Source organism: Enterococcus sp. DIV0840 (assembly GCF_050527835.1).
GTDB classification, from domain to species: domain Bacteria; phylum Bacillota; class Bacilli; order Lactobacillales; family Enterococcaceae; genus Enterococcus_L; species Enterococcus_L ureasiticus.
This window is the reverse complement of record NZ_CP172876.1, coordinates 1017844-1042464: the sequence shown is the minus strand read 5'-3', so window position 1 is coordinate 1042464 and position 24621 is coordinate 1017844. Positions and strand designations below refer to the sequence as shown.

Sequence of the window (24621 nt, the reverse complement as noted above, 5' to 3'; positions counted from 1 at the left end):
ACAATCAGATTTTATCTTTTTTCCGAGGAGCTAGCCCGTGAAGCTAGACAACTATAAAAGTGCAGCGGGCTCGTTTAGCTCCGACTGAAAAATAGGGAAATAGGAGAGTGGCGCCTTTTGCCACAATCAGATTTTATCTTTTTTCCGAGGAGCTAGCCCGTGAAGCTAGACAACTATAAACTACTCGTTTATCGCTAATCGTATTATAACACTTCTTAACATTCTTGAAAAATTAACTATATTTAAAAAAATAAAAAATGAAAAGCAATAGAAATACCCAACAAGGGCATTCCTATCGCTTTTTTGCCTTATCTAAAAAATTATATTTTATCTATTTGTTTTTTTCTATAATAATAAATAATGTAATAACCAAGTAAGCTGACAATCAAACTAGTTCCTAATACGCTGTACCAGTTTTCGTTTTGTTCATTTGTACTTGGTAATTTTTTCTTCGTAGCTGTGGTTGCTTTTGTGGAATTATTGATTTTAGTCTTTGTCACAAATTTTTCTTTCGGTACATCAGGATCAGTGATAGGCGGTACCGTTTCTTGCTCATAAACATAGACAACTTTTTGTGATGCCTCAGTAAACATGATTTCATCTACTCCAAGTAGCTGATCCATTCTATTTCTTAATTGAGGCGCTGGTTTTTGTACTTCTTTAAAGCGATAGCCTTTGATTTCTTTCGGCTGGATTGTTTGTTTTGTTCCCACTTTTCCTGTTAATAAGTTGTCCTCATCAATTTTGTTTCCACTTGTATCTACATGCTGGAATAGGATTTCTCCAACGATATGTTCATTTTCTACGGTTCGTTCGACAGTCAAATGCTCTGTATCGATCGTGATATCTTCTGCATAGTCTTTCAAATGGTAGCCACTAGGTGCTTGTGTTTCAGTAATCGTGTACATCCCTTGCGGTACTCTTTCAAACTCTGCTAACCCGTTAGCATCTGTCGTCTTGCTGATTTCTTTAGTAGGATCATTTTTAGGTACGAGTGTAAATTGAGCTCCGCTTAATGCTTGCTTTGTTTCTTGATCAATTTTTTTCACACGTATCGTTCCCAACAGTAATTGGTTGACCTTAGTTCCCTTTGCCACAGCTTCTGCTTCTATCAGCTCTTTCGTCAAGGTTAAAGGAACAGGTGCCGTATCTAATTCGTAACCTTTCGGTGCTCTTACTTCTGTAAATTCATAAGCCCCATCAGTCAGGTCAGAAACAGTGATCAAGCCTTGTTCATTTGAGCTGAAAACGTGGGCTTCTTTTTTGTCATTTGACCAAGTAACCACGCTTTGTTCATCTATCTGGTAATATTCTATTTCGCCCTGATGATCACGGGATAAAATGAACGCAGCATCTTGTAAAGCTTTATCTTGAGGATCTACTTTTCTCAATTCTATAGTTCCAGTTGTGATGATTGGTTGGTTTTCAACAATAGTTACATAGCTTGGGTCATTTGTTTCATCATCTGATTTTGTTGATAAAAGGACGCCTTCTCGATATTCCTCAGATAATTTATAGCCCGCTGGTGCTGTGATTTCTTTGATTAAATACTCGCCTTCAGCCACTGATTGGAATGCTGCATTTCCAGCTTGGTCAGATGTCACTTTTAATCCTAGTGATTGTTTGCTATCTTTGTCAAACAGTTCAAATACTGCTCCCTTTAATGGTTCTTGCGTACGTGCATCAACTTTTTTCAACGGAATCTGTCCTACACCTTTTCCTGAACCAGAACCACTTGTAACTGTATGATTCACCGTTGCCCAATCTATTTTGATTGCTTTATCATTTGAAAATACAGCGCTATTAAGTACGTTCGCTGATTTTGTCGTAACAGTTTGATACTCTACAGAAACTCCTCTCGTTTCCTTTTTAAAGGTAATTTTGAAATAATTCGTGTCAAAATTTTTAAGAGATGATCCTGCTGGACTCTGATCTGCGTCGTATGTGAAAGTAATTTCGTAGTCTTCACCTAGAGTAAGAACTTTATTCGTAACCAAATCTCTGACAACAAATGCATCATTTCCTATCACAAAATTAGTATTTTCGGCTTTTGTTGAATCACTCAGTGTGAAGCTATCCTCCAAAACTAAGTTTTTATAGGGATGGTTTTCTGGCATAATATTTGTTTTGACAAACCAACTAGCCAGTTTATTATCTACCGTAGAAACCCTACCCGTTTTGTAAGTATTGATTCCTAAAGCAACCAGTTGTTCCGCTTTAAGATCATGTTTGTAGTCCTGTTCATCGCTAATTTTGGCTATATTTGTAAAATTAGTGTAGTAATCAGAAACAGGAGCTATACTTGGTGCTGTTTTATATCTGATTGCGACTTTTTTATTTCCGATCGAAGAAAATTCTAAATGAATGTGATTGTCTTGGATTTCCATAACAGTTGGATAACGGGCATCTCCGGGTTGGATTTTTTCTCCCGTCAGAACTACTTCCTTACCATTTTCATTGATAATTTTATCGAGTTCAAGAATCTCAATAGAATCTTTATCCAATTTTTGAATCGACTCAATGTCATCATCTAAAATCAGATTTTTGTATTTATGTCGCTCTTCATTAATTCCAATCGTCCAAGTAAATAGTCCAGCAATGGTCGTATAGGCCACGTTTTTCTTACCGCCTCCAACTAAGAAGTTAGGAATACTAAAAGTTGCCGAAGCTTCCATTGGAATCGTGCCATTACCTGCAAGAGAGACTTTATTACTTAGTTCGTCTCCTACCTTAACATCTGTATTATCAAATTTACTTGTATAGGTTAAAACATATTTATTGGTTGTAATGCCGTTATGAACACCTAACATATCCACTGTAAAACCAGAACTTGTTTTACGAATCGTATAATCTTGTCCGGCAACTAGTGGATGTTTAGTGTCATCATCACCTTTAGCATAATAGTAAAAATCAGCAGATCCATCTACTAATTCTTTCACTCGTTCACCAAAGGCATCGATCATTTGATTGAACTGCATCCCCCAATGTTTGTTATTGACAATGATTGACCAGTCCACCGTACCATCTGCCAAATCTAGAGAATCTTCTTCCAATATCTTAGAAATATTTGATGGTGCTAAGTTGATTTTTGCTTCATCGCTTCCTAACGCATCTGAAGCTTTATTTTCTATCTCACGCGGACTAGGATTTTGAACTGCCGTTTCATAGATAAATCGATATGCCTGTGTAGATGGCTGGGTTGGATTATTGGTATAAGTGTAATCTGTTGTGTATTGGCCAAAACCACTGGTATCCCAATGACTTGTTGGGGCAAAACCACCTTGGCTGATTAAATTGGTGCCGTAAATATATAAATAGTAGATTTTCAAATTGGAGAAGGTTAAATCATTGGCAACCTCATCTTTGAGAATATCTGTAAATTTAGTTCCTTGACTCAGTTCTGTGCTGTCTAAATTGTAATCGATCGTCCAGACAATTGTATTTGTCTTAACATTGTACTCACCTTTTTTAGTTATATGAGGGTTGTGGTTATACTGGAAGTAAACATAACTTGAAAGTAATGTTCCATACACAGTCGCCTCAGTTCTCAGATTGTTTAGCTCTTCATTAGCAATCGACTCTTCTTTAATGACCGATTCATACGTAAGAATCACAGCTTTATTTGTTTCTTTTGCTAAAGTAACTTCTAAATTAGCACCATTTTGTTGAAGTGTATAACCCCCGCTTCCTAACAAAACAGGCTCTCCAATCAAATTACCACCCATAGAAACATTCTGTTCAAAGACTTTCACATCTCTGTTATTGATATAAGCTGATGCATCTTCATTCTGATTTGAGTCTTTTTTATTAACTGTATTTTTGACTACTATTTTTTGATTTGTCTGTATTGTTTCTCGATTGATATTGGTTTTTATTTCTGTAGAAACAACATCTGTATTGAAGTTTTTATTTTTATTCAGGTGAATGCTTCCTTCACCTGAAAGCTTAAATAAAAGCTCGTATTGTTTTTCCTGATCGTTTGCTAAAGGGAAAACAATCGTTTTAAGTAAATCACTATCATTACTGTAGGGAATAAAACTGGTTTCAATATTGATTTGATATTTTCCATTGATTACAGTTTCTGTAAAAATAATAGTAAGCTTTCCTGTAGTATCTATTGTCCAGCTTCCAACTGTCTCTAATTTTCCAGATATGTTGTTTGAAATTGCAATATCTGCTGGTAATTGATATTCATATGTCCCAGCCTGAATCGTTTGATTGTCCGTTCCAACTTGTAATGTTAAGTTTAATGGCGCTTGTCTTTGCGGACGATTTGTTGTTGTGTCGTACTCTACTCCTTTAGGATCGGTCAGCGTAACATTTGTTACTAGGTTCTCTGTTTGTTGTGTTTCTGCTTGATTTGATTTCATTAAGCTTTCAATAGAATCACTTGTTCCTGAGTGCTCAGGTACTTCTATGCTGGTAGAAGTTTCAGTTGATTCTGCGGGTTTAGCTGTCATGTTGTCGGATGAAGACTCACTTGTAATAGCGCTTTCTGAACTTTCCGAAGCAATTTCTTTGTTCAACATCTCACTTGTTTGTCCAGTATTCAACGTTTCTTCAGATGTTAATGTTTCAGCAAAACTAAACACAGGAATCAAAGAGTTAGCAATCATTAATAGTAACACCATTACTATCCAAAATTTCTGTTTTTTCATCAATATCCTCTTTTCTTTTTATTAAAAAAAATATAACTATCATTATTTTAACATATAAAATAAATTCTTATAGTAAAAATCACAATATTTTTTAATTAATATATAAAAATAAAAAGCATAACTGTTTTAAAGACAGTTATACTTTCCATTTTGATTACTTATTTATCTCATTTGGTTCTTTTTGCTGCCATTCTTTTGAATAAAATGACTCGTCAAGTTTGTAATTTGGTGTTTTAACTGAATCGCTTTCAAGAAATGGCTTGATTCTTTGATCTGCAGCTAGCCAACCTCGCCACCCTAAGTGAATCGTGTCCGCCATAAAATATTGAGTGCCGCTTTCTTTAGTAAAGTCTGCAATATTATTAAAGCCTTGAGTAGTTAATTGATACTTGACCTTTTTTGCAAAGTCCTGCAGCATTTCTTGAGAAAGTCCTGTAAAATCCGACCAATGCTTGTTCACTGGCGGGATAATAAATAGCACTTCAGCATTGTCTTGAGCCAATTGACTTAATACTAGCTGTAAATCAGAAAATTCAGGAGAATAGCGATAATCCAGTTTTGTTTGTGAATTTTCTAACCGATTTAATTTCTTTTTAAGTCGTTTAGTGTAAAAAGAATTCGAGATTTCAAACGAATTATTACTAGTGGCTTTCTGACCTATTTCAGCAGCTAGTTGATCTAGCTCATTGACATTATAAGTATTAGGCAAGGGTTTTTCAGCTTTTGTAATTTCTTTCTCTTTGCTTACCATACCGATTTTGCCAAATAATTCATCTTCACGGGAAAACATATTGATCATCAAATCGATGTATTGCTTATCAGATGAACTTGGCAATTTTCCAGAAATGATAGCTTTTAACGCACTGTCTAAACGCTTGTCTTCTTTTACTTTTGGAAAATCCATTAAACGTTTTGCTAGATACACATCGTCAGCAGTTATTTTTTTTAAATCACTGACCCATTGATAGGTTTGCAACTCAGAGTAATAGGCATTGAAGTAATCATCGGTTACCCCATTTTTCACGAACCACTGTGGTGAAATAATGAAGACGACTTTTTTATGAGAAAGATTTTCCCCCATTGATTGCATCATCAAAGCTTGCGTTAAAGATTGTGTACCTGGCGCTCCTAATAAAAATGGACGATAGCTACGATCGTATTTTTCTGCTAAAACAGAAGGATGAAATGGACTGATACGGCTCAGCTCTGAAGAGCCAAAAAATGGAATGTACTCCTTTGAACCGATTGCTTTATTTTTTATTGCATTTCCTCTCAGCACATTGGTCGCCATAGAAGTGGAAGCATCCGCTAAGACACGTTTGCTGTCCATATCTATTTTAAATGGTGCAAAGAAGAACGCAACTAGTAGTACCGCAGAAATCAGAATCGGTCCAAAGATTCCAAAGATTTTTTTCTTCATGCTCATTATTGTAATGCTTTCACTTGTTCGATAACTTTATTTGGTGTGTTCCATAAATCGCGGTCAAATTCTGAAACTGGTACTTGTACATCTAATTGTCCATCAATTTCAACTAATAGTTGAACCGTTGCTAGTGAATCCATCAAACCTTCTTCAAATAAATCTACGTCTCTGTTTTCTTTGACTTCATCTGTACCAGCAATTTCTTCTAAAATATCTAAAATGGTTTCTTCTATATTCATGTGTAGTTCTCCTCTGTCATACAGTTTTTCACTGTAGGTTATTTGTTTTATTTAAAGAATAATGTATCTAAAAATCCTGAGAAAATCAAGAAGCTAAAGCAAACTGCATTAAAAGTTAAGAAAATCGCAAACGCATGTGTGAATTTGTTCGAAGGAATATGCTCTTTATGTTTTTTCTTAAAACGTAACCAAGCATCGGTCAAACAAATCAACGCGGCATGATAAAATCCGTAAGCCAGATAATACCATGTTAGTCCGTGCCATACGCCCATCAATAAGAATAAAGCAAAATATCCTACATTTGAAGCGACAATTCTACTTTTAAACACTTTTTTCTTGATCAAGGTAAACATCAAACGCATATAGACATAATCCCGGAACCAAAAAGATAGCGTCATGTGCCAACGATTCCAAAATTCTTTAATATTCCAGCTCAAGAAAGGCTTGTTAAAATTGACTGGTGTATCGTATCCCATCAAATAGCTAGTTCCGACTGCAAATAAACTATAACCAGCAAAATCAAAGAATAAATACATACTATAAATATACATATAAGCGACTAATTCCCAAGAAAAACCGCCTGTTTTCAAAGCTATCTTAGAAACAACTGGCATCAAAACTTGACCAAAATAATACCCGATAATAAATTTATATAAGAAGCCTAGGAAAAAATTATGAATTCCTTTTCCTAGAAAATCGACATATTTTTCAGGTGTTGGTGGATTTTCTACATCTTTTTCAAAGCGGCGATAACGATCGATCGGTCCAGACGAAATCGTCGGAAAGAATAACAGAAATTCAATATAACGGAAGATATTGTATTCTTTGATCGACCCATCACGCATTTCCATGATGATCTGCACAGACTTGAAGGTCAAATAAGAAATACCAAGAAATCCTAACAATGAAGCATGTCCAGAAACAAAAGGCATTACCTTAACTAAAACTAATGGCAAAATTGCTAAAAATACAGCCAGATAAAAGACCATACTTTCATTTTTCTTTTGGCGATAATGAAAATAAAACCAAACTAAGATCGTCTGCCAAATGACATAACCAATCAATGCTACGCCTTGTTTCCAATCTTCACCGCCAAAGCTCATATATAAGAACAATAGTGTAACTAAAACCTGATACCATGCCCAACGTTTACCTTTGATCAATAAAGTCAGGATCATCGGTAAAAGTGCGATCAGCAAGTAAATAAAATAAATCGGATTCGCATAAGGAATCATATGAGGAAAGTCGATCATGTTGCATTCACCTCATTCATCAGCCCTTTACGGTCGATCTTTCCATTAGCTGTCAGCGGTAATTGTTCCACATAAATGAATTTCTGAGGAATCATATACTCCATCACCGATTGGCTTAATTCTTCTTTAATTGCTTTTGATAGTTTAAATTCTTTGTCAAAATCATGAGGATTAGCGACTACAAAAGCTACTAGTTGCTGAACTTTATGATTTTGATATTTAGGTACAACTGCTGCTTGTTTTACAAAAGAAACGCCAGCAAGGTGGTGATCGATATCTTCAAGTTCGATCCGATATCCATGAAGTTTGACTTGAAAATCGATCCGTCCATCATAAATCAGCTTACCCTCTTTTAATTTTCCAGCATCACCTGTGCGATAAGCAGGTTGGCCTTTATATTCAAAAAAAGCATCCGCTGTTTTTTCTGGATTATTTAGATAGCCTTTAGAAACGCTTGGTCCTGCAATTACGATTTCGCCAACTTCTTCTGCTGAGACTTCATGTTCATCATTCATGATGTAAACATTCGTATCACTTTTTACACGACCAATTGGTACACGACTGTATTCATTTAATAGTTCTTGTGTGATCTCCACGCCAGAAATGGCTACTGTTGCTTCTGTCGGTCCATACGTATTAAAGACATGTGCTTTAGGAAAACGTTCCAATAATTTCTGTGCTGTTGCTTTAGGCAACTCTTCTCCACAGAAAAGAAAAATCTTCAAGCCATCAACATGTTCTCCATCAAATGTCGGTTCCATCAAACAGATATCCACAAATGAAGGTGTCGAAACCCAAACTTCTATTTCTAAAGTCGGCAACACCGTAAATAATTGCTTAAAGTCATTGATCACCTCTTTACGCATTGGTGTTAAAGAACCACCCGAAGTCAACGCAGGATAGACATCCATCACTGATAAATCAAATGAATAAGGTGCTTGGGATAAAAAGCGCATGCCTTCATTGATCCCAAAGTCTGTCAATTCCCAATTAACAAAGCTTAAAAGATTTGTATGACTAATCTGAACACCCTTGGGCACACCTGTTGTTCCAGAAGTAAAAATAATATAGTAGGTTTCTGATTCTACAACAGGTTCTAGTGACGCGTCTGCAGTCCAAGATTTAGCACAAATATCCTGTAGTTTTTCTAATGAAATTATTTCAGCACTAGTTTCCAGCTCGGGCCAGTCCCTGACAGAAAAAATCACTGCAGGTTCTGCTACCTCTAAAATCATTTCGATTCTTTCTTTTGGTGTATGTGCTTCGATCGGTATATATGGGTGTCCCGCTTTTGATGCCCCTAAAAAACACGCCAACATTTCAAATTCTAATTCTCCGTAAACAACTACTGGACGAGTGCGCTCTATGTTTTCTTGCAAATACGCAGCCACTGCATCAGAATCTTTTTTCAACTCTCCATAAGTATACGTTCGATTGGTTTCAATATAAACGGGGCGGTTCGGCTCCTTGATTCCCCAACGATCGATTGCTTCAATAATATTTAAAATCGTCATGAAGTCTTCCCTCCCTAAAACTCATTGTAAATAAACGAGCCACCATCAATATTTTTGTAATGATATAAATAAATCAACATTAGCAGTATCCCAAAATAAAAAAGGGTTTTTCCAATGAATTTGCCCCAATATTGTACATTAGGTTTATCAAAAAATTGTTTCATTTTATTTTATGCCTCCAAAATTACACATATTCACATTTTTGTACTGCTATTGTAATCAAAACCAACAAGAAAAGAAACTTAATTCGTGAATAAAAGCTTCTTTTACACTAACAGTTTTGTCACTTGTGCATAAAAAGAAGATGGGACAAAAATCAAAATTATTGTTCCACCCTCTTTATAGTAAAGAAAATACAAGAAAAATCATTGTTTTTATCATTTTTCATATAATTATTGCATAGAATCACTTTAAAAAAATTTAAACTATTACCAATCTCTTCCATGGATAATCCGAGAATAAATCGCTGATGTTAAGAAATAATACGCTAAATAAATCAATATCAACATCCCGCAAGAAAGATAGGCTAACCAATAACCAGAACTTGAGATATATTTACTAAAAACATAAATCGCAAACGTTGCATGTAAGACACCAATGATCATCGGTGGAAAGAAAATAATGCTGTTTTGCTGATAAACAAGTTTGGTGATTTCTTTTTTAGGAATACCGATTTTCTTTAACAGATCATAACTTTCTTTTTCTCGCTCAGCCTCAGAAAATTGTTGCAACATCAAAATACTGCCTGTTATGATCAGTGCTAAAATGCCTAAAAACATTGCCACGTAAATAAATAATCCCATTACTCTTCTCTGATATCTTAGTTCAGTAAAACGACTAGCATAGTTTAATTGGGAATATTCCTGTTCATCTTCTTCTGAGTACTCCTGGGGATTCTTTTTTTCAGGGTGTAGGCTAGTTTTTGATGTATAGCCTTCCAACCGATTATTGTCCCACTGATACTTGTAATAAACAGGTGCGATCCAATTAGGTTTTACAGCCTCCGATAATTTGTTAGCCAAAGCTTCTTCATCTTTTGCTTGTACACTAAAGGCCCTGAGCGTGTATGTAATGCCGGAGTTTATCGCATTAAACTGTTCATCCGATACCACAATTGTAGGGAAACTGTACCTTAATAAAACTTGACCCAAATAATCTAGCCGCACATCAGAAACATGAAGTTTAATTCCTTGTGATAAATTAATAGTAGAGTCGTAACGAATAAAACCACTTAGCATATTCTGTATACTATCTAAAATAACAACGTCCTGTTTACTTTTTAGATTGATATTTTTTAAATAAGGGTTTATTTTTTGAAATTCCCGATAATTTGAAAGTGACAATAGATTTACAGGACTAATTCTGCTTTCTTTTTCGTCCTGTCCAATTTTAAGATGAAATTGGCCACCCGTCAACTTATAATTTAATTTAACTAATGAATCAATATTTGTATCCGTTTCCTTTTCGATTATTTGCTCTACTTCCTTGAAAGTATCTTCTGCGACAATAAAATCAGTTGGTGCTGTTGAATTTACTGAATTCATTCCTAATGTATAAATAGATGCTGCTCCGCCGATCATCCCTAATGCAATTGCAATAAAAATAGTCACTGTAAATAACGTATTTCCACTTCTTTTAATATGAAGTTTGGTATTTCCTAATGCTAACATATTCAAATCTCGATAATAATTGAATTTACTCTTTCCAAACAGAAACGCAATTAAGTACATCGTGTATTTAAAAAATAGATACGTTCCCACTATGCAAGTAAACATTATTACTAAAGGAACAAGAAAAAAACCAGAAAAACCTATGGATGTATGTGTTAAAGCTGCCCCAAAACGAATGACGTTATACGACAAAAAATAACCCATACTAATAAACACTAACCCAAGAATACCTAAACACCCTTTTAATAGTGACAATTTATTTGGGTTAGCTGTATTTTTTTCGATTGGTTTAAGTAAGTTTGTTACTTGATAACGATAAATCAGCCAACTACTTCGAAGTGAGACCGCCAGCAACATGAAAACAAATACTATACTTGTTTGAACCATAGATGGAATTGAAACGAAAAATAGACTTTCCACTTGTAAAAACATCGCTTTTGCCAGAATCATCGAAAATAGCTTAGATAAAATAATCCCTAGTAAAATCCCAGTAACTAAAGATGCTGCCCCTAAAATGAGTGTTTCCACAAAAAATAAATATGAAATCCGACCTTTTCGCATACCGATTAAATGATATAAACCGATTTCTTTCCCTCGTTTTAATAAGAAGAAATGATTCGCTGCAAACATAAAGCCTAAAATCATGACCACAACAAGAACACCGCCCAAATTCATCGCTCCGTTGATGTGGACCTCTTGCCCGACTCGATTTGCCAGTGCTCTATTATAAGTAATCGCACTAAAACAATAGTAAACAACTACCGCAAAGGTCATACTGACAAAGTAAACTAAATAATTGAGAAATTGGCCTTTGAAATTTTTCCATGACAAATTAAAAATCATTGGCACGACCACCTCCACCAATCGTTGCCTGCATATCGATTACCCGATTAAAAAATTCTTTTCTTGAGCCTTGTCGAACCACTTCTGAAAAAATCACACCATCTTTAATAAACAAAATACGATTGCAGTAACTTGCAGTATAAGGATCATGCGTGACCATCATGATCGTCGCATCATCTTGTAAGTTCATATTTGTCATATATTGCAGCAACTCAGCCGCCGACTTAGAGTCCAAAGATCCTGTTGGTTCATCTGCAAAAATTATTTTTGGTTTGGTGATCAACGCACGAGCTGCAGCTGCTCGTTGTTTTTGTCCAACAGAAATAGCATTTGGATAAGCATTCAATATTTGGTCGATCCCCAAAACGTTGGCAACATGTACTAAGCGCTCCTCCATTTCAGCTAAGGACATTCGATCAACAGTCAAAGGCAGCAAGATATTATCTTTTACAGTCAAGGTATCCATTAGGTTAAAATTTTGAAAGATAAAGCCTAACTTTTTGCGTCGGAAATCACTAATTTGATTATCTCGCATTTTTAAAATGTCTTGACCATCGATTTGAACCGTTCCGATCGTTGGTAACGCAATTGTTGAGATAGTGCTCAATAAAGTGGATTTACCTGCGCCGCTTGGTCCCATGATCCCTACAAATTCCCCTTGATCAACTGAAAAGGAAATATTATTCAATACCTGCACTTTATTATTTCGATACCCATATGATTTGCTCAAATGATTTACTTCTAAAATTTTTTTCATATTTTTTCGCTCCAGTTTATTCGTTATCCCTATTCTATCAATATTTTGTGTGGCTGAACATCGTTTCCTCTTACAATTAAGTAATAATAAAAAAAAATTTAGTAATCATTTATTTTTCTAAGGGAGAATGTTGTGACAATTTCCACAAACCTTTTAGGCAGTTGTTTTCACTATTTTTTCATTTCTCATAAACACTATATGTAGTTGTGAATGTATGTGAAAAATTAAATTTCACACTATATATAGTTGAAAGATTTATTGAATTGTTTTATGATAGTGAAGGAATAAATCTATGAGGAGATGGGTAGCAATGATGGAGATTAAGCAAGCTAATAATGAAGTGAGTTCTACTGATTCAGCCTTACACACGATGAAAATCGTTAAAAGAGATGGACGATTGGTTGATTTTGATGATCGAAAAATTTATGACGCTTTGATCAAAGCTGAACAAAAAATTCGCGGTTCTTTGGACCCGCTTGCCCATGAACGCATTCAAGAAATTGTGGAAAGAATCGATCAGGAAATTTCAGATCGTTTCGTTGAAGATGTAAAAATCTATGAAATCCAAAATATCGTCGAACATATTTTACTAGCAAGAAATGAATATGAGTTAGCAGAAGAATACATCAATTACCGTACTCGCCGTGATTTTCAGCGTAGTAAAGCTACAGATATCAACTTTACAATTGGTAAGTTGATCAATAAAGATCAATCTGTCGTGAATGAAAACGCCAATAAAGACAGTGATGTCTTCAATACACAACGAGATTTAACAGCTGGGATCGTAGGTAAATCGATTGGGCTTAAAATGTTGCCTCCTCATGTTGCTAATGCACATCAAAAAGGCGATATCCATTATCACGACTTAGACTACCATCCATATACACCAATGACAAACTGCTGTTTGATTGATTTTAAAGGTATGCTGAATAATGGATTTAAAATCGGAAATGCAGAAGTTGAAGCACCAAAGTCTATCCAAACAGCGACTGCCCAAATCTCGCAAATCATTGCAAACGTAGCATCAAGCCAGTACGGCGGTTGTTCAGCAGACCGTGTGGATGAATTATTAGCACCATTTGCTGAATTAAATTATCAAAAACATTTAGCAGATGCAAAAGAATGGATCGAAGGCTCTGATCGTCAAGAAGCCTACGCTAAAAGTAAAACAAAAAAAGACATTTACGATGCGATGCAAAGTTTAGAATATGAAATCAATACCTTATTCACTTCCAATGGTCAGACACCTTTTACTTCTTTAGGATTTGGTTTGGGTCTGAGCTGGTTTGAACGTGAAATTCAACGAGCAATTTTACAAATTCGGATCAATGGTTTAGGAAGTGAACATAGAACGGCTATTTTTCCTAAATTGATTTTCACATTAAAACGTGGTGTAAATTTAAATGAAACAGATCCAAACTACGATGTAAAACAATTGGCATTAGAATGTGCAACAAAGCGGATGTACCCTGATGTCTTAAATTATGATAAGTTAGTTGATTTAACAGGCAGCTTTAAAGTACCGATGGGATGTCGTTCTTTCCTACAAGGCTGGAAAGATGAACAGGGAGAAGAAATCAATGTAGGCCGTATGAATTTAGGCGTTGTTACCTTGAACCTTCCGAGAATTGCAATGGAAGCCCAGGGTGATGTGGATAAATTCTGGACACTTTTAGGTGAGCGTCTTGAAACAATGAAAGATGCTTTAGTTTATCGTGTTGAACGTTGTAAAGAAGCAACACCTGCAAATGCTCCTATCCTTTATATGTACGGGGCTTTTGGAAAACGTTTGTCTAGAAAAGAATCGGTTAATGAATTATTCAAAAATAAACGTGCGACTGTTTCGCTAGGTTATATTGGTTTATACGAAGTCGCATCTGCATTTTACGGTGGTGACTGGGAAACCAATCCTGAAGCGAAAGACTTTACGATTGAAATTTTAAAGGATTTAAAAGCTCATGCAGATGAATGGGGCAATGATTATGGGTATCACTTTAGCGTGTATTCAACGCCTAGTGAAAGTTTGACTGATCGCTTCTGTCGTTTAGATACTGAAAAATTCGGAGTGGTAGAAAATATTACGGATAAAGAATATTACACAAACAGTTTCCATTATGATGTTCGTAAAAATCCAACTCCTTTTGAAAAACTAGATTTTGAAAAAGATTATCCACAATATTGCTCTGGCGGTTTTATTCATTACTGTGAATATCCTGTTTTACAGCAAAATCCTAAAGCTTTGGAATCTGTTTGGGATTATGCTTATGATCGTGTTGGCTATCTGGGAACAAATACACCGATCGATCACTGTTACGAATGCAACTTTGAAGGTGATTTTAATCCAACACAACGTGGCTTTGAATGCCCACAATGCGGTAACCACGATCCAAAATCCTGTGATGTTGTGAAACGAACTTGCGGCTATCTAGGCAATCCCCAAGCACGGCCTATGGTTCATGGAAGACATAAAGAAATATCTTCTCGAGTAAAACATATGAAATAAAAAGCGGAACGAACCGGTTAGATCTCGAACAAATTAGGAAAATAATGTGAAGATGCTTTTTATCTTTACAGTATTTTATCTATTTGTTGAGAGTTCTGGTTCGTGCAGCTAGATTAAATAAAAAGCGGAATAAGCCGTTTAGCTCTCGAATAATAAGGAAGAAAAATATAGCGATGTTTTTTATCGCGGATTTTTACTCCTTATTATTAAGAGAGCTGGCTTATGCAGCTAGATTAAATAAAAAACGGAACGAACCAATCACCAAAAAACGATGTCTCCTGCACTTTTGCAGGCATCGTTTTTATTTGAAAGGATGACTAAAAATGAGAAATCCTAAACCACAAGAATGGCTAGCAGAGGAACTTAGTCAAAATTATATTGCCGATTATAAAGCATTTAACTTTGTAGATGGTGAAGGTGTCCGAAATAGCCTATATGTTAGCGGTTGTTTATTTGCTTGTGAAGGTTGCTTTAATCAAGCAGTCCAAAATTTTCGCTACGGCAAACCTTTTACCAAAGAATTAGAAGATAAAATTATTGAAGATTTATCTCACGATTATGTACAAGGACTGACCTTATTAGGCGGTGAACCCTTTTTAAATACAGAAGTTTGTTTGACTGTTGTTGATCGAGTTCATCAAGAATTTGGACAAGAAAAAGATATCTGGTCTTGGTCTGGTTATACTTTTGAAGAACTCCTGTTAGAGTCCGACGATAAACTTGAATTATTAAGAAAAATAGATATTTTAGTTGACGGACGTTTTGAGTTATCGAAAAGAAATTTGAATTTACAATTCAGAGGCAGCAGCAATCAGCGAATCATCGATGTCAAAAAATCTTTAGCTAGTGGGCAAGCTGTCATTTGGGACAAATGCCATGATGCTGAACAAGCCTATGAGCAAATAAAAAAAGGCAAATTGATTTAAAGTTTAGATCATAAATAAAACTAACATTACCTGATAAAGTAGCAGAAGAATTCTTTTGCTACTTTATTTGATTTTCGTATTTAATTTTAATCCCCTATCGAATTATTGGCTCATCTTTTATATGTATATTACAATAGAAAATAGAATAATCTGTTATCAAAAATATAGGAGGATCAACTATTATGACAAGAAATCAACCTTCAGCTACTAAAAAAGCCATCATCACTGGAGCCGCTTCAGGAATTGGTTATGCTACAGCTAAATTATTTATTGAACAAGGATTCATTGTTGGTTTGATTGATGCCGATCAAAATCGTTTAGAAACTATTTCTAAAGATTTTAAGCACAAAGGACATGAATGTTATTATCGAAGTGTGGATGTGACGGATGAAATCAGCCTAAAAAAAGCGATTGATGCGTTGACTGACAGTCTAGAAGGGTTAGATATCTTTTTCAGTAATGCCGGAATAAATGGAACTTGGGCGCCAATTGAAACATTGACAATTGATGAATGGGATCGTACGTTGAACACAAATCTACGTAGTACGTTTTTATGTACAAAATTTGCAATACCACATATGAAAGAAAACGGCGGTTCGATCATTATAACAAGCTCTATCAATGGTACTAGAATTTTTAATAATTTTGGTGCTTCAGCATATAGTGCTTCTAAAGCTGGACAAGTAGCGTTTACAAAAATGGCCGCATTAGAGCTCGCTCGTTATAACATTCGTGTAAATGCAATCTGTCCGGGAGCTATCGACACAGCAATCAATGAAAAGACAACTTATTCTGATGAATTAAAAGAAGTGGAGATCAAAGTGGAATTTCCCGAAGGTGATCGTCCGTTAAAAAATGAAACAGGAACCAGTGACCAAGTTGCTCAATCTGTTTTATTTTTAGCAACGGATGCTTCAGCTAATATTTCTGGAACTGAACTTTATGTGGATGGAGCAGAATCTTTGCTTTAATAAATACAAAAGAAGGACAAAACTACTATTTTTAGTATTGTCCTTCTTTTGTATTCTATGAAGAAGCTGCTTTAAAAAATGCAAGAATCTCTGAGCGAATTTTACTATGATCAACAATTGGATCTGGATATTCTTTTCCAATCAAAACATCAATAGACTTTTGGAGCTCCATAGGCATCTTACTTGGCTCATGAATATATTTATTTGGTACAGCCTTTAATTCTGGAATAAATTGACGAATAAAATCACCCTGCGAATCAAATTTTTCACCTTGTGTGGTAGGATTGAATATCCTAAAATAAGGAACTGCATCTGTTCCGGTAGAAGATGCCCATTGCCAGCCGCCAATGTTACTTGCAGCATCATAATCGATCAACTTTTGTTGAAAGTACTTTTCCCCTAGCTGCCAATCGATCATTAAATCTTTTGTCAAAAATGAAGCTACGATCATTCGCAAACGGTTATGCATCCAGCCAGTCTGATTGAGTTGTCTCATTCCAGCGTCTACGATTGGAAAACCAGTCTGACCATTTTTCCAACGCTCAAAAACTTCTTGATTATAATTCCAGTGCAGTTGTCTGTATTGCTCTTTGATTTCTTGTGTTTTCTGTTTAGGATTCTCATGATAAATCATATTATAAAAATCTCGCCAGCAAAGTTCTGAAATAAAGGTTTGACGACCATCAGAATCCGGCTCAGCATTAAGCGCATACCAAACTTTACGGATCGATAGTTCACCTGTCCTTAAAAATCTTGAAAGTTTACTTGTTTGATCCGAAAAAGGAAAATCTCGTCCTTTTTGATAATCGTGTAAGTGTTTTTTTATAAATTCTTTTAGATAATTCTCAGCTACCGCCTCTCCACATTCATAATCAAAGGGCAACTCTATTTTTTCAATGATTTGGCTAAACTGTTTTTCGCCCTCACTAAATAATGGATGAGTAAGTTTGACAAATGTTCGATCAAGCCTCCTTGTTCTTTCATAGGGGCGTTTGGGCATTGTCAGCCACTTTCTAAAATAAGGAGTAAATACTTTATAACTTTCACCATTTGGCTTTTTAATTTCCTGTACGCCATGTAAATGACTATCTTGATACGAATGTACCTGAATTTGATTGCGCTCAAAAAAAGCAGTCATTTTTTGATCACGTTCTCTGCCAAAACCACGTTCATCTTTATTAAAATATACTGTATTCCAATCTTGATACGTCTTTTTTAATTCTATAAAATTTTCTTCCACATCTCCATATAAAAAATGGATTACTATATTATTTGCTTTAGCATGCTCAACAAAAGTAACCAAACTGTAGAAAAAAGTATCATGATTATAACTATCTTCTAAAAATTGTGTTGGATTTAGCTGAAAAAGACAGACGAGTTCATCTGTATCTTTGCTATTCTTTATCATTTCACTAAAAGCTGTATTATCATCTAAACGAAGGTCTTTGCGAAACCACATAATTGTTTTGCTCATTGAATTTTTTCCTTTCGTATTTATGAATAGTATTTAGATCGTAACATAGATACTAATTTATCACTAAAATTTACAAACCTCTGCCTAATTCAACTAAAAAATTGATTACCGAGTTAGTTCCTTAACTCTTCACTCTCTTCTGTCTTTTGCTTTTCCCATAAAGGTAAAACCATATTCTCGTAGGACATTGGATCAAGATTTGTTAATGTTATTCCTAATAATCGAATCCCTTGTTCAAGTCCAAGAATTTCTTCCCAAATCAAGTTTGCTTGATAATATAGTTCTTCTTTTTTAGAAATATATTCTGGAAGCGTCTGACGTTTCGTCACCGTTGTATAATCTGCATATCGAACCTTTAAAACAACGGTTTTACCATGCTTTTGGACTCTTTCTAATGATTCCTCCACCCGTTGTGCCAGCTGTCGTAACTGAGCAGTCACTTGTGCTTCAGTCGTAAGCGGGGTGCCATATGTATGTTCTTTGCCTACTGATTTACGGTCTCTTGTTATATTTACTGGGGAATCATGAATTCCACGAACCTTTCGGTAAAGTGAATAACCCATTTTACCAAAATTACGGATCAGTTCCATTTCATCTTGTTTGTACAGATCTTCACCAGTGTATATGCCTAAATCATGCATTTTTGGGACTGTTTTTTTACCCACTCCATGAAATGCTTCGATCGGCAGTGCCTTCAAAAATGTTTCAGCATCATCTGGCATCACAACTGTTAAGCCTTTAGGTTTTTGAAAATCAGAAGCTAATTTCGCTAAAAACTTGTTATAGCTGACACCTGCTGAACAAGTTAAATGCAGTTCATTCCATATGTCGTATTGAATTAATTTAGCAATCTTGATCGCTGATTTGCTGTTTATTTTATTTGTTGTTACATCTAAATAAGCCTCATCGATTGAAACTGGCTCGATAATATCTGTATAGCGATGAAAAATTTCTCTAATTTGCTTAGAAATTTCAGAATATTTTTCATAATTTCCTGGTTTAAAAATAGCATCTGGGCACAATTCAAAGGCTTTTTGAGCACTCATTGCGGAATGGATTCCGAATTTTCGGGCTTCATAGTTCGCGGTCGTCACAACACCTTTACCACCGGTATCACTAGGATGTCGGGCGATCACTAAAGGATGTCCGACTAGTTCTGGATGATCTCGTTCTTCTACAGAAGCAAAAAATGCGTCCATATCGATATGAATAATTTTGCGAGAAGTATCCTTCTTTAAGGGAAAACGTAGTTCACTGATCATAATCGCCCTCCTCCTTTCAAGTAGATACAGCGGATCATTTGATCCTTAATAAAATTTAAGAAAAATTCCTCTTTTACTATCATCAAGCAATTTTTCAATCTTTATTTGAGCTAGTTGTGACACAGTTGACACTGAAACAATTTTATCAGTTTCTTCTACCAAAGGATCAACAAATCTTATTTTTTTCTTTTGCTGAATATCATAGTTATCATCACTAGAGCAAACAGTATATTTCGGCGGATGATCCATTTTTTTCAATAGTTGTATGATTTCATTAGAATCACTTGATTTTAACCTTTCAAGAAATATAGAATCGGTCGTCAATAAATCATCCAGAGTAACTTCATTATTCTCAAATCCAAGTCTAATTGCGTTTGCCATCCACTCATAGCTACAAATATTTCGTGGATCATAAAAAAAGTCGATCACTACTTTTCTATACTGATCTATAAACCAAATTGCCTCATCAATTGAGCTCAAAACAATCTTTTCCTTTATGATTTTGATTGAATTTAAAAATTGCTGGATTTCTTGTATTGGAACAGAAAAATATCGGTACACTTCTCTCAATGTATAATCGATTCTATCGCAGCAAAGTAAAGGTGCTTTTTGTTCTAGTAACGGCCATTTTTCATCATCCAATAAAATCTTTTCATAATCAAAACCATACTGCCTCAATAGAGTTGGAATTGCTGATTGTTCAATTAATCGTGCCTTGATCTGCTCGTGATAGTCATCGGCTTCATTAGATAAAGCCAAATCGATCACATGGGAAAATACAGTATGTGATACATCATGAAGCAGCCCTGCTATTTGTTCTTCCACGGTCCCGCCAAGTCGTCTAATCAACATCATAACACCAATAGAATGCTCGTATCTTGTCTCATTCCATGCTGAATTGATCAAAAATGCTGGTCCAGCCATATGAACATCCTTTAAACGCTGAATCTCTTCTGATAAAATCAATGTCGCTAGAACTTCTTCTACTTCATACGAACCATATAGAACATCCTCAACAATCATTCTTTTCTCCTTTATAAATCCCATCATCTTTTATAAACATTATATACGAACATTTGTTCATTTACAACTGATTTTATTCAACAAAAAAAGAGCAGAACTACTTTTAGCTCTGCTCCCACATCTATAATAATCAAATCGCTTCTGCTCCACGTTCACCTGTTCTAATTCGGATCGCTTCTTCTACATTATAAACAAAAATCTTGCCATCTCCTACTTCACCTGTCTGGCAAATAGACAAAATCAAGGAAATAACTTCTTCTACTTCTTCATCCAAAACAACAAAACTAACTTTTACTTTAGGTAATAATGTCGTAATGATTTCTTGGCCACGGACATATTCTTTTAACCCTTTTTGGTTACCAAAACCTAACACCTGGCTTACCGTCATCCCTAATGCTTCAAAATTGTCATCCATTTTCACTTTCAGTTCTTCTAATTTTTCCTGCTGAATGATTGCTTCTACATTTTTCATCGATTTTCCTCCTAAGAATCTAACCCCATAAATGTCGGATACGCTGTTTCATCATGTTCGATTCGATCTAATCCTAATGCTTCTTCTTTGGCTGAAACTCGAATCGGCATGAATAATTGAATTCCTTTGATGATGAGAAAACTAGCGGCTCCAGCAAATACGATCGTAAAAGCTATACTAGCAACTTGAGCCACAAATAATTCTGTCCCACCATAGATTAATCCAGTTTTACCACCAATAGCAGGGTCTGCAAATATTCCAGTCATAACCCCGCCAAAAATACCACCAACACCATGACAACCAAAAGCATCTAGCGCATCATCATACCCAAATTTATGTTTAACAAATGAAATAAAATAATAACAAAACGGACTAACTAACGCTCCTAGAACAAAGGAACTCCAAAGGGAAACAAAACCCGCACCTGGTGTGATCGCAACTAAGCCCACGACAGCACCTGTACAGGCACCGACCACTGTAGGTTTTCCAATTGCCAACTTTTCGATCAACATCCATGAAAGCATCCCGCTTGCAGCCGCCGTATTCGTCGTAAGCATTGCGTGGATCGCCAACCCGTCGGCTGCCAACGCAGATCCAGCATTAAATCCAAACCAGCCAAACCATAGTAGACCAGCACCTAAAACGACGAACGGAATGTTATGTGGACGATACTCAGTTTGCCGATATTCTCGACGTTGTCCTAAAACAATAGCTAATACAAGACCTGAAATCCCAGAACTAATATGAACTACATTTCCGCCTGCAAAATCGATCGACCCTATTTCGTCTAAGAAACCTCCGCCCCAAACCATATGAGCCATCGGATAATAAACGATGATCGACCAAATACCAATGAATAAAAAGATCGCAGAAAATCGCATCCGTCCAACAACGGCGCCTGTAATAATTGCTGTCGTAATCAAGGCAAACATCATTTGAAAACCAGCAAATAGACCTTCTGGAATCGTATCACCTTTCGTCATTGAAACATGATTAAAAAATAGCTTGTCAAAGTTTCCAACAAATAAATTTCCCTCGCTAAAAGACATTGAATAACCTAAGATGATCCAAAGAACCGAAGCTAATCCCATCACACAAATCACCATCATCATTGTGTTGAGGATATTTTTTCTTCGTTCCAGTCCGCCGTAAAAAAATGCTAAGGCAGGTGTCATTAAAAAGACCATTGCTGAACAAATCATAATAAATGCAATATTTCCTGTTTCCATAACAAACCCCTCCAATTAAAAAATTAAGCCAACCTTCATTTTAGCTTTGTCGGTTATTTTAGCACCATTTTTTGAATTATCCTAGCAAAAATCCTTTAAACAAACAAAATAATTTCATTTTTCTGACAATTTACGTTATAAAAAATAACATCTATACCAATATAACGGTTTCATTCTATTCTCTGGGGTCAATTGAGTAAACCGATTACTGCAAAAAAAATAAACTGACTTTTTTAATCAGCTTATTTTCCACTCTCATTTCAATCTATATGAAACTCTTTATAAACTTCTTGTTTTTTCAATCCTCGTAGCTTTGCAACTTCTTTGATTGCTTCTTTAGAAGAACTTCCTGTATTCATCAATACATCGATATGTTCCTTGATTGAAAGTTCTAAATCTGCATTTTCTGCTACTTCCGATCCATCAGCACCTTCAACTAAAAGACAACACTCCCCTTTTAACGTGTGCTCGGCTAAATAATCTCTCAATTCCGCCAAAGTGCCGCGGAGATATTCTTCATGGAGTTTCGTTAATTCACGACAAATCACGGCTTTCCGCTCTTCCCCAAATACTTCTGAAAAATGCTTTATCGTTGTAGCAATTCGATGAGGTGATTCGTAAAAAATTTGCGTTGGTACTGCTGTTTTTAGCTTCTCTAAAACATCCATTTGTTCTTTTTTCTTTCTAGGTAAAAAGCCATAAAATGTAAATGGTTGCGGCGATAATCCTGAAGCAATCAATGCTGTGATTCCTGCTGTTGGACCAGGTAACGCGATCACTTTGATTCCTGCTTCGATGCACGCTTCAACTAATTCATGACCTGGATCACTAATCGAAGGCATTCCCGCATCGCTTACTTGAGCAATCAATTCGCCAGCTTCTAAACGTTCAATAAACTGTGGAATCCGTTCTTTATAATTATGCTCATGGAAACTGATTTGAGGAGTCGATACCTCAAAGTGATTCAGTAATTTTTGCGTATTTCTGGTATCTTCACTCGCAATGATCGTTGCTTCTTTTAAGATATTGATACAGCGAAAGCTCATATCTTCTAAGTTTCCGATTGGTGTCGGCACCAAATATAGCTGCCCAATGCTGGATGAATCAAAACTTTTTTGTTTTTGCATAATTACTCCTTTTCAGCGCTAAGGTTAATATAAAAGAGGCTGAGACAAATTTTGTCACAGCCTCTCCAATTAATTTGATTAAATTTATTTGTATCTTTCGCCATAAATGACATCTAAACAAAAAGCACATTCTTCATCATTTTCACGACGTGAACCGTATAAAATATTACAGACATGAAATCCTTCTTCATAAAGTTTTTCCAAATTCATTCGAGATTTAGATAACTCCTGCTTAGCTGGGTCATTTGGGTCACTGGCTAATTTAGTCAATTCCTGTAAATGTTCCCGTAAGCGTTGATTTTCAATTTCAAGGGTTGTATTTTTTTCAACTAACTCGTGAAGTGCTTCTTTAATCTCTGATAATTGTCCCAAAGTTCCTTGTAGATCCGTCTCTAAAGAACTCAGACCATCGTATAAAGAACGTTTATCCATTGTGATCACCTTTTTCGGCTTGAGCTTTTTCTGTCGCTTCTTTTATTTCTTCGTAATCGTATTCTACAGCCGTTTCACGTCCTACTAAACGGACTTTGATGATACGGCTCAATAGATTCAAACCAACTACTCGGCCTTTTCCATCAGGTGTGATCACATCTTTACCATAATCAGGTAATTCTTTTTTCGCTGCTTCGTATTCATCATTTTCGTATTTTAAACAACACATCAAGCGTCCGCATAAACCAGAAATTTTTACTGGATTTAACGATAAACCTTGATCTTTTGCCATTTTGATCGATACTGGCATAAAGTCACCTAAAAAAGTCGAACAGCATAATTGTCTACCGCATGGACCGATTCCACCTAAAATCTTAGCTTCATCTCTGACACCGATTTGACGCAATTCGATTCTCGTACGGAAAATCGCCGCTAAATCTTTGACGAGTTCACGAAAGTCGATTCGACCATCTGCTGTAAAATAAAAAACCATCTTGCTGCGGTCAAATGTATATTCAACACGAATTAATTTCATTTCTAATTCATGTGCTCGAATTTTTTCTTTGGCCACACTTAATGCAGCTTTTGCATCGTCTACGTTCTTTTGTTCCTTATCTAAATCAGTTTCTGATGCTTTATTTAAAATGGGCTTTAAATCCTCAGGTAAATCTTCCGGATCAATAGATTTTTTCGGTATCGCCACTGTGGCAAGCTGTTTAGACTGCTGTGATTCCACAAGCACTTTGTCATTATAAAAATACTCTGATTTTCCAGGAGCAAAATAATAGATATGACCTGCTTCACGGAAGCGAACTCCTACTACTTCTACCATTTTCATCCTCCTA

At 35.6% G+C, this 24621-nt stretch carries 19 protein-coding genes; 3 read left to right on the top strand and 16 right to left on the bottom strand.

Annotation, left to right across the window (positions count from 1 at the left end; translation table 11 throughout):
• Positions 1–320 precede the first annotated feature (320 nt).
• The 8 genes from IGL98_RS04930 to IGL98_RS04895 all read right to left on the bottom strand — a co-directional run bounded on the left by IGL98_RS04930 (position 321) and on the right by IGL98_RS04895 (position 12357).
• Positions 321–4658, bottom strand: a complete 4338-nt coding sequence (locus IGL98_RS04930; RefSeq protein WP_206911582.1) for a SpaA isopeptide-forming pilin-related protein — start codon at positions 4656–4658, stop codon at positions 321–323.
• A gap of 154 nt (positions 4659–4812) precedes the next feature.
• A complete protein-coding gene (dltD, locus tag IGL98_RS04925; protein ID WP_206846397.1) occupies positions 4813–6084 on the bottom strand; it encodes a D-alanyl-lipoteichoic acid biosynthesis protein DltD in 1272 nt (423 codons plus the stop codon).
• Complete coding sequence (gene dltC, locus IGL98_RS04920) at positions 6084–6320, bottom strand: D-alanine--poly(phosphoribitol) ligase subunit DltC (protein WP_069645427.1); 237 nt, start codon at positions 6318–6320, stop codon at positions 6084–6086. Before dltC ends, dltD begins: the two co-directional genes overlap by 1 nt.
• 47 nt (positions 6321–6367) lie before the next feature.
• Positions 6368–7573, bottom strand: coding sequence for a D-alanyl-lipoteichoic acid biosynthesis protein DltB (dltB, locus tag IGL98_RS04915; protein ID WP_206911583.1), 1206 nt, complete (start codon positions 7571–7573; stop codon positions 6368–6370).
• Entirely contained in the window at positions 7570–9087 is a 1518-nt protein-coding gene (gene dltA, locus IGL98_RS04910; RefSeq protein WP_206911584.1) for a D-alanine--poly(phosphoribitol) ligase subunit DltA, read from the bottom strand. The genes dltB and dltA overlap by 4 nt, the downstream gene beginning before the upstream one ends.
• A 14-nt stretch (positions 9088–9101) precedes the next feature.
• A complete protein-coding gene (locus tag IGL98_RS04905; protein WP_069645430.1) occupies positions 9102–9251 on the bottom strand; it encodes a teichoic acid D-Ala incorporation-associated protein DltX in 150 nt (49 codons plus the stop codon).
• A gap of 264 nt (positions 9252–9515) precedes the next feature.
• Positions 9516–11600 carry an ABC transporter permease gene (locus IGL98_RS04900; protein ID WP_206846400.1) on the bottom strand — a complete coding sequence of 695 codons (2085 nt, stop codon included), beginning with the start codon at positions 11598–11600 and terminating at the stop codon, positions 9516–9518.
• Positions 11590–12357: an ABC transporter ATP-binding protein gene (locus IGL98_RS04895; RefSeq protein WP_206911585.1), complete on the bottom strand. Its 768-nt coding sequence runs from the start codon at positions 12355–12357 to the stop codon at positions 11590–11592. Before IGL98_RS04895 ends, IGL98_RS04900 begins: the two co-directional genes overlap by 11 nt.
• Positions 12358–12667: 310 nt before the next feature.
• On the opposite strand from IGL98_RS04895, the gene nrdD reads away from it, so the two are divergent.
• From nrdD to IGL98_RS04880, 3 genes are all read left to right on the top strand, one after another.
• A complete protein-coding gene (gene nrdD, locus IGL98_RS04890) occupies positions 12668–14860 on the top strand; it encodes an anaerobic ribonucleoside-triphosphate reductase (protein ID WP_206846401.1) in 2193 nt (730 codons plus the stop codon).
• 323 nt (positions 14861–15183) lie between these two features.
• A complete protein-coding gene (gene nrdG / locus IGL98_RS04885; RefSeq protein WP_069645434.1) occupies positions 15184–15786 on the top strand; it encodes an anaerobic ribonucleoside-triphosphate reductase activating protein in 603 nt (200 codons plus the stop codon).
• Positions 15787–15968: 182 nt separating this feature from the next.
• Entirely contained in the window at positions 15969–16757 is a 789-nt protein-coding gene (locus IGL98_RS04880) for an SDR family oxidoreductase (RefSeq protein ID WP_206846403.1), read from the top strand.
• 55 nt (positions 16758–16812) lie between these two features.
• Here IGL98_RS04880 and IGL98_RS04875 read toward each other — a convergent pair whose 3' ends face one another.
• The 8 genes from IGL98_RS04875 to IGL98_RS04840 all read right to left on the bottom strand — a co-directional run bounded on the left by IGL98_RS04875 (position 16813) and on the right by IGL98_RS04840 (position 24608).
• Entirely contained in the window at positions 16813–18231 is a 1419-nt protein-coding gene (locus IGL98_RS04875) for a cryptochrome/photolyase family protein (protein ID WP_206911586.1), read from the bottom strand.
• A gap of 113 nt (positions 18232–18344) precedes the next feature.
• Positions 18345–19493, bottom strand: coding sequence for a DNA polymerase IV (gene dinB / locus IGL98_RS04870; protein ID WP_069645439.1), 1149 nt, complete (start codon positions 19491–19493; stop codon positions 18345–18347).
• 45 nt (positions 19494–19538) lie between these two features.
• Complete coding sequence (locus IGL98_RS04865; RefSeq protein WP_206846406.1) at positions 19539–20516, bottom strand: HD domain-containing protein; 978 nt, start codon at positions 20514–20516, stop codon at positions 19539–19541.
• 130 nt (positions 20517–20646) lie between these two features.
• Positions 20647–20988 carry a P-II family nitrogen regulator gene (locus IGL98_RS04860; protein ID WP_069645441.1) on the bottom strand — a complete coding sequence of 114 codons (342 nt, stop codon included), beginning with the start codon at positions 20986–20988 and terminating at the stop codon, positions 20647–20649.
• A gap of 11 nt (positions 20989–20999) precedes the next feature.
• On the bottom strand, positions 21000–22217 hold the full coding sequence (locus tag IGL98_RS04855; protein ID WP_206846408.1) for an ammonium transporter: 1218 nt from the start codon (positions 22215–22217) through the stop codon (positions 21000–21002).
• Between the two features lie 260 nt (positions 22218–22477).
• Positions 22478–23344, bottom strand: a complete 867-nt coding sequence (gene rsmI, locus IGL98_RS04850; protein ID WP_206846409.1) for a 16S rRNA (cytidine(1402)-2'-O)-methyltransferase — start codon at positions 23342–23344, stop codon at positions 22478–22480.
• Between the two features lie 84 nt (positions 23345–23428).
• Entirely contained in the window at positions 23429–23776 is a 348-nt protein-coding gene (locus IGL98_RS04845; RefSeq protein ID WP_010773302.1) for a DNA replication initiation control protein YabA, read from the bottom strand.
• Positions 23769–24608 carry a PSP1 domain-containing protein gene (locus tag IGL98_RS04840; protein ID WP_069645444.1) on the bottom strand — a complete coding sequence of 280 codons (840 nt, stop codon included), beginning with the start codon at positions 24606–24608 and terminating at the stop codon, positions 23769–23771. Before IGL98_RS04840 ends, IGL98_RS04845 begins: the two co-directional genes overlap by 8 nt.
• Positions 24609–24621: the final 13 nt, after the last annotated feature.

Bases quoted from the DNA above. Each gene is read 5' to 3' on its own strand.
- IGL98_RS04930 (WP_206911582.1), bottom strand. From the start codon at position 4,658: ATGAAAAAACAGAAATTTTGGATAGTAATGGTGTTACTATTAATGATT.
- dltD (WP_206846397.1), bottom strand. From the start codon at position 6,084: ATGAGCATGAAGAAAAAAATCTTTGGAATCTTTGGACCGATTCTGATT.
- dltC (WP_069645427.1), bottom strand. From the start codon at position 6,320: ATGAATATAGAAGAAACCATTTTAGATATTTTAGAAGAAATTGCTGGT.
- dltB (WP_206911583.1), bottom strand. From the start codon at position 7,573: ATGATCGACTTTCCTCATATGATTCCTTATGCGAATCCGATTTATTTT.
- dltA (WP_206911584.1), bottom strand. From the start codon at position 9,087: ATGACGATTTTAAATATTATTGAAGCAATCGATCGTTGGGGAATCAAG.
- IGL98_RS04905 (WP_069645430.1), bottom strand. From the start codon at position 9,251: ATGAAACAATTTTTTGATAAACCTAATGTACAATATTGGGGCAAATTC.
- IGL98_RS04900 (WP_206846400.1), bottom strand. From the start codon at position 11,600: ATGATTTTTAATTTGTCATGGAAAAATTTCAAAGGCCAATTTCTCAAT.
- IGL98_RS04895 (WP_206911585.1), bottom strand. From the start codon at position 12,357: ATGAAAAAAATTTTAGAAGTAAATCATTTGAGCAAATCATATGGGTAT.
- nrdD (WP_206846401.1), top strand. From the start codon at position 12,668: ATGATGGAGATTAAGCAAGCTAATAATGAAGTGAGTTCTACTGATTCA.
- nrdG (WP_069645434.1), top strand. From the start codon at position 15,184: ATGAGAAATCCTAAACCACAAGAATGGCTAGCAGAGGAACTTAGTCAA.
- IGL98_RS04880 (WP_206846403.1), top strand. From the start codon at position 15,969: ATGACAAGAAATCAACCTTCAGCTACTAAAAAAGCCATCATCACTGGA.
- IGL98_RS04875 (WP_206911586.1), bottom strand. From the start codon at position 18,231: ATGAGCAAAACAATTATGTGGTTTCGCAAAGACCTTCGTTTAGATGAT.
- dinB (WP_069645439.1), bottom strand. From the start codon at position 19,493: ATGATCAGTGAACTACGTTTTCCCTTAAAGAAGGATACTTCTCGCAAA.
- IGL98_RS04865 (WP_206846406.1), bottom strand. From the start codon at position 20,516: ATGATTGTTGAGGATGTTCTATATGGTTCGTATGAAGTAGAAGAAGTT.
- IGL98_RS04860 (WP_069645441.1), bottom strand. From the start codon at position 20,988: ATGAAAAATGTAGAAGCAATCATTCAGCAGGAAAAATTAGAAGAACTG.
- IGL98_RS04855 (WP_206846408.1), bottom strand. From the start codon at position 22,217: ATGGAAACAGGAAATATTGCATTTATTATGATTTGTTCAGCAATGGTC.
- rsmI (WP_206846409.1), bottom strand. From the start codon at position 23,344: ATGCAAAAACAAAAAAGTTTTGATTCATCCAGCATTGGGCAGCTATAT.
- IGL98_RS04845 (WP_010773302.1), bottom strand. From the start codon at position 23,776: ATGGATAAACGTTCTTTATACGATGGTCTGAGTTCTTTAGAGACGGAT.
- IGL98_RS04840 (WP_069645444.1), bottom strand. From the start codon at position 24,608: ATGGTAGAAGTAGTAGGAGTTCGCTTCCGTGAAGCAGGTCATATCTAT.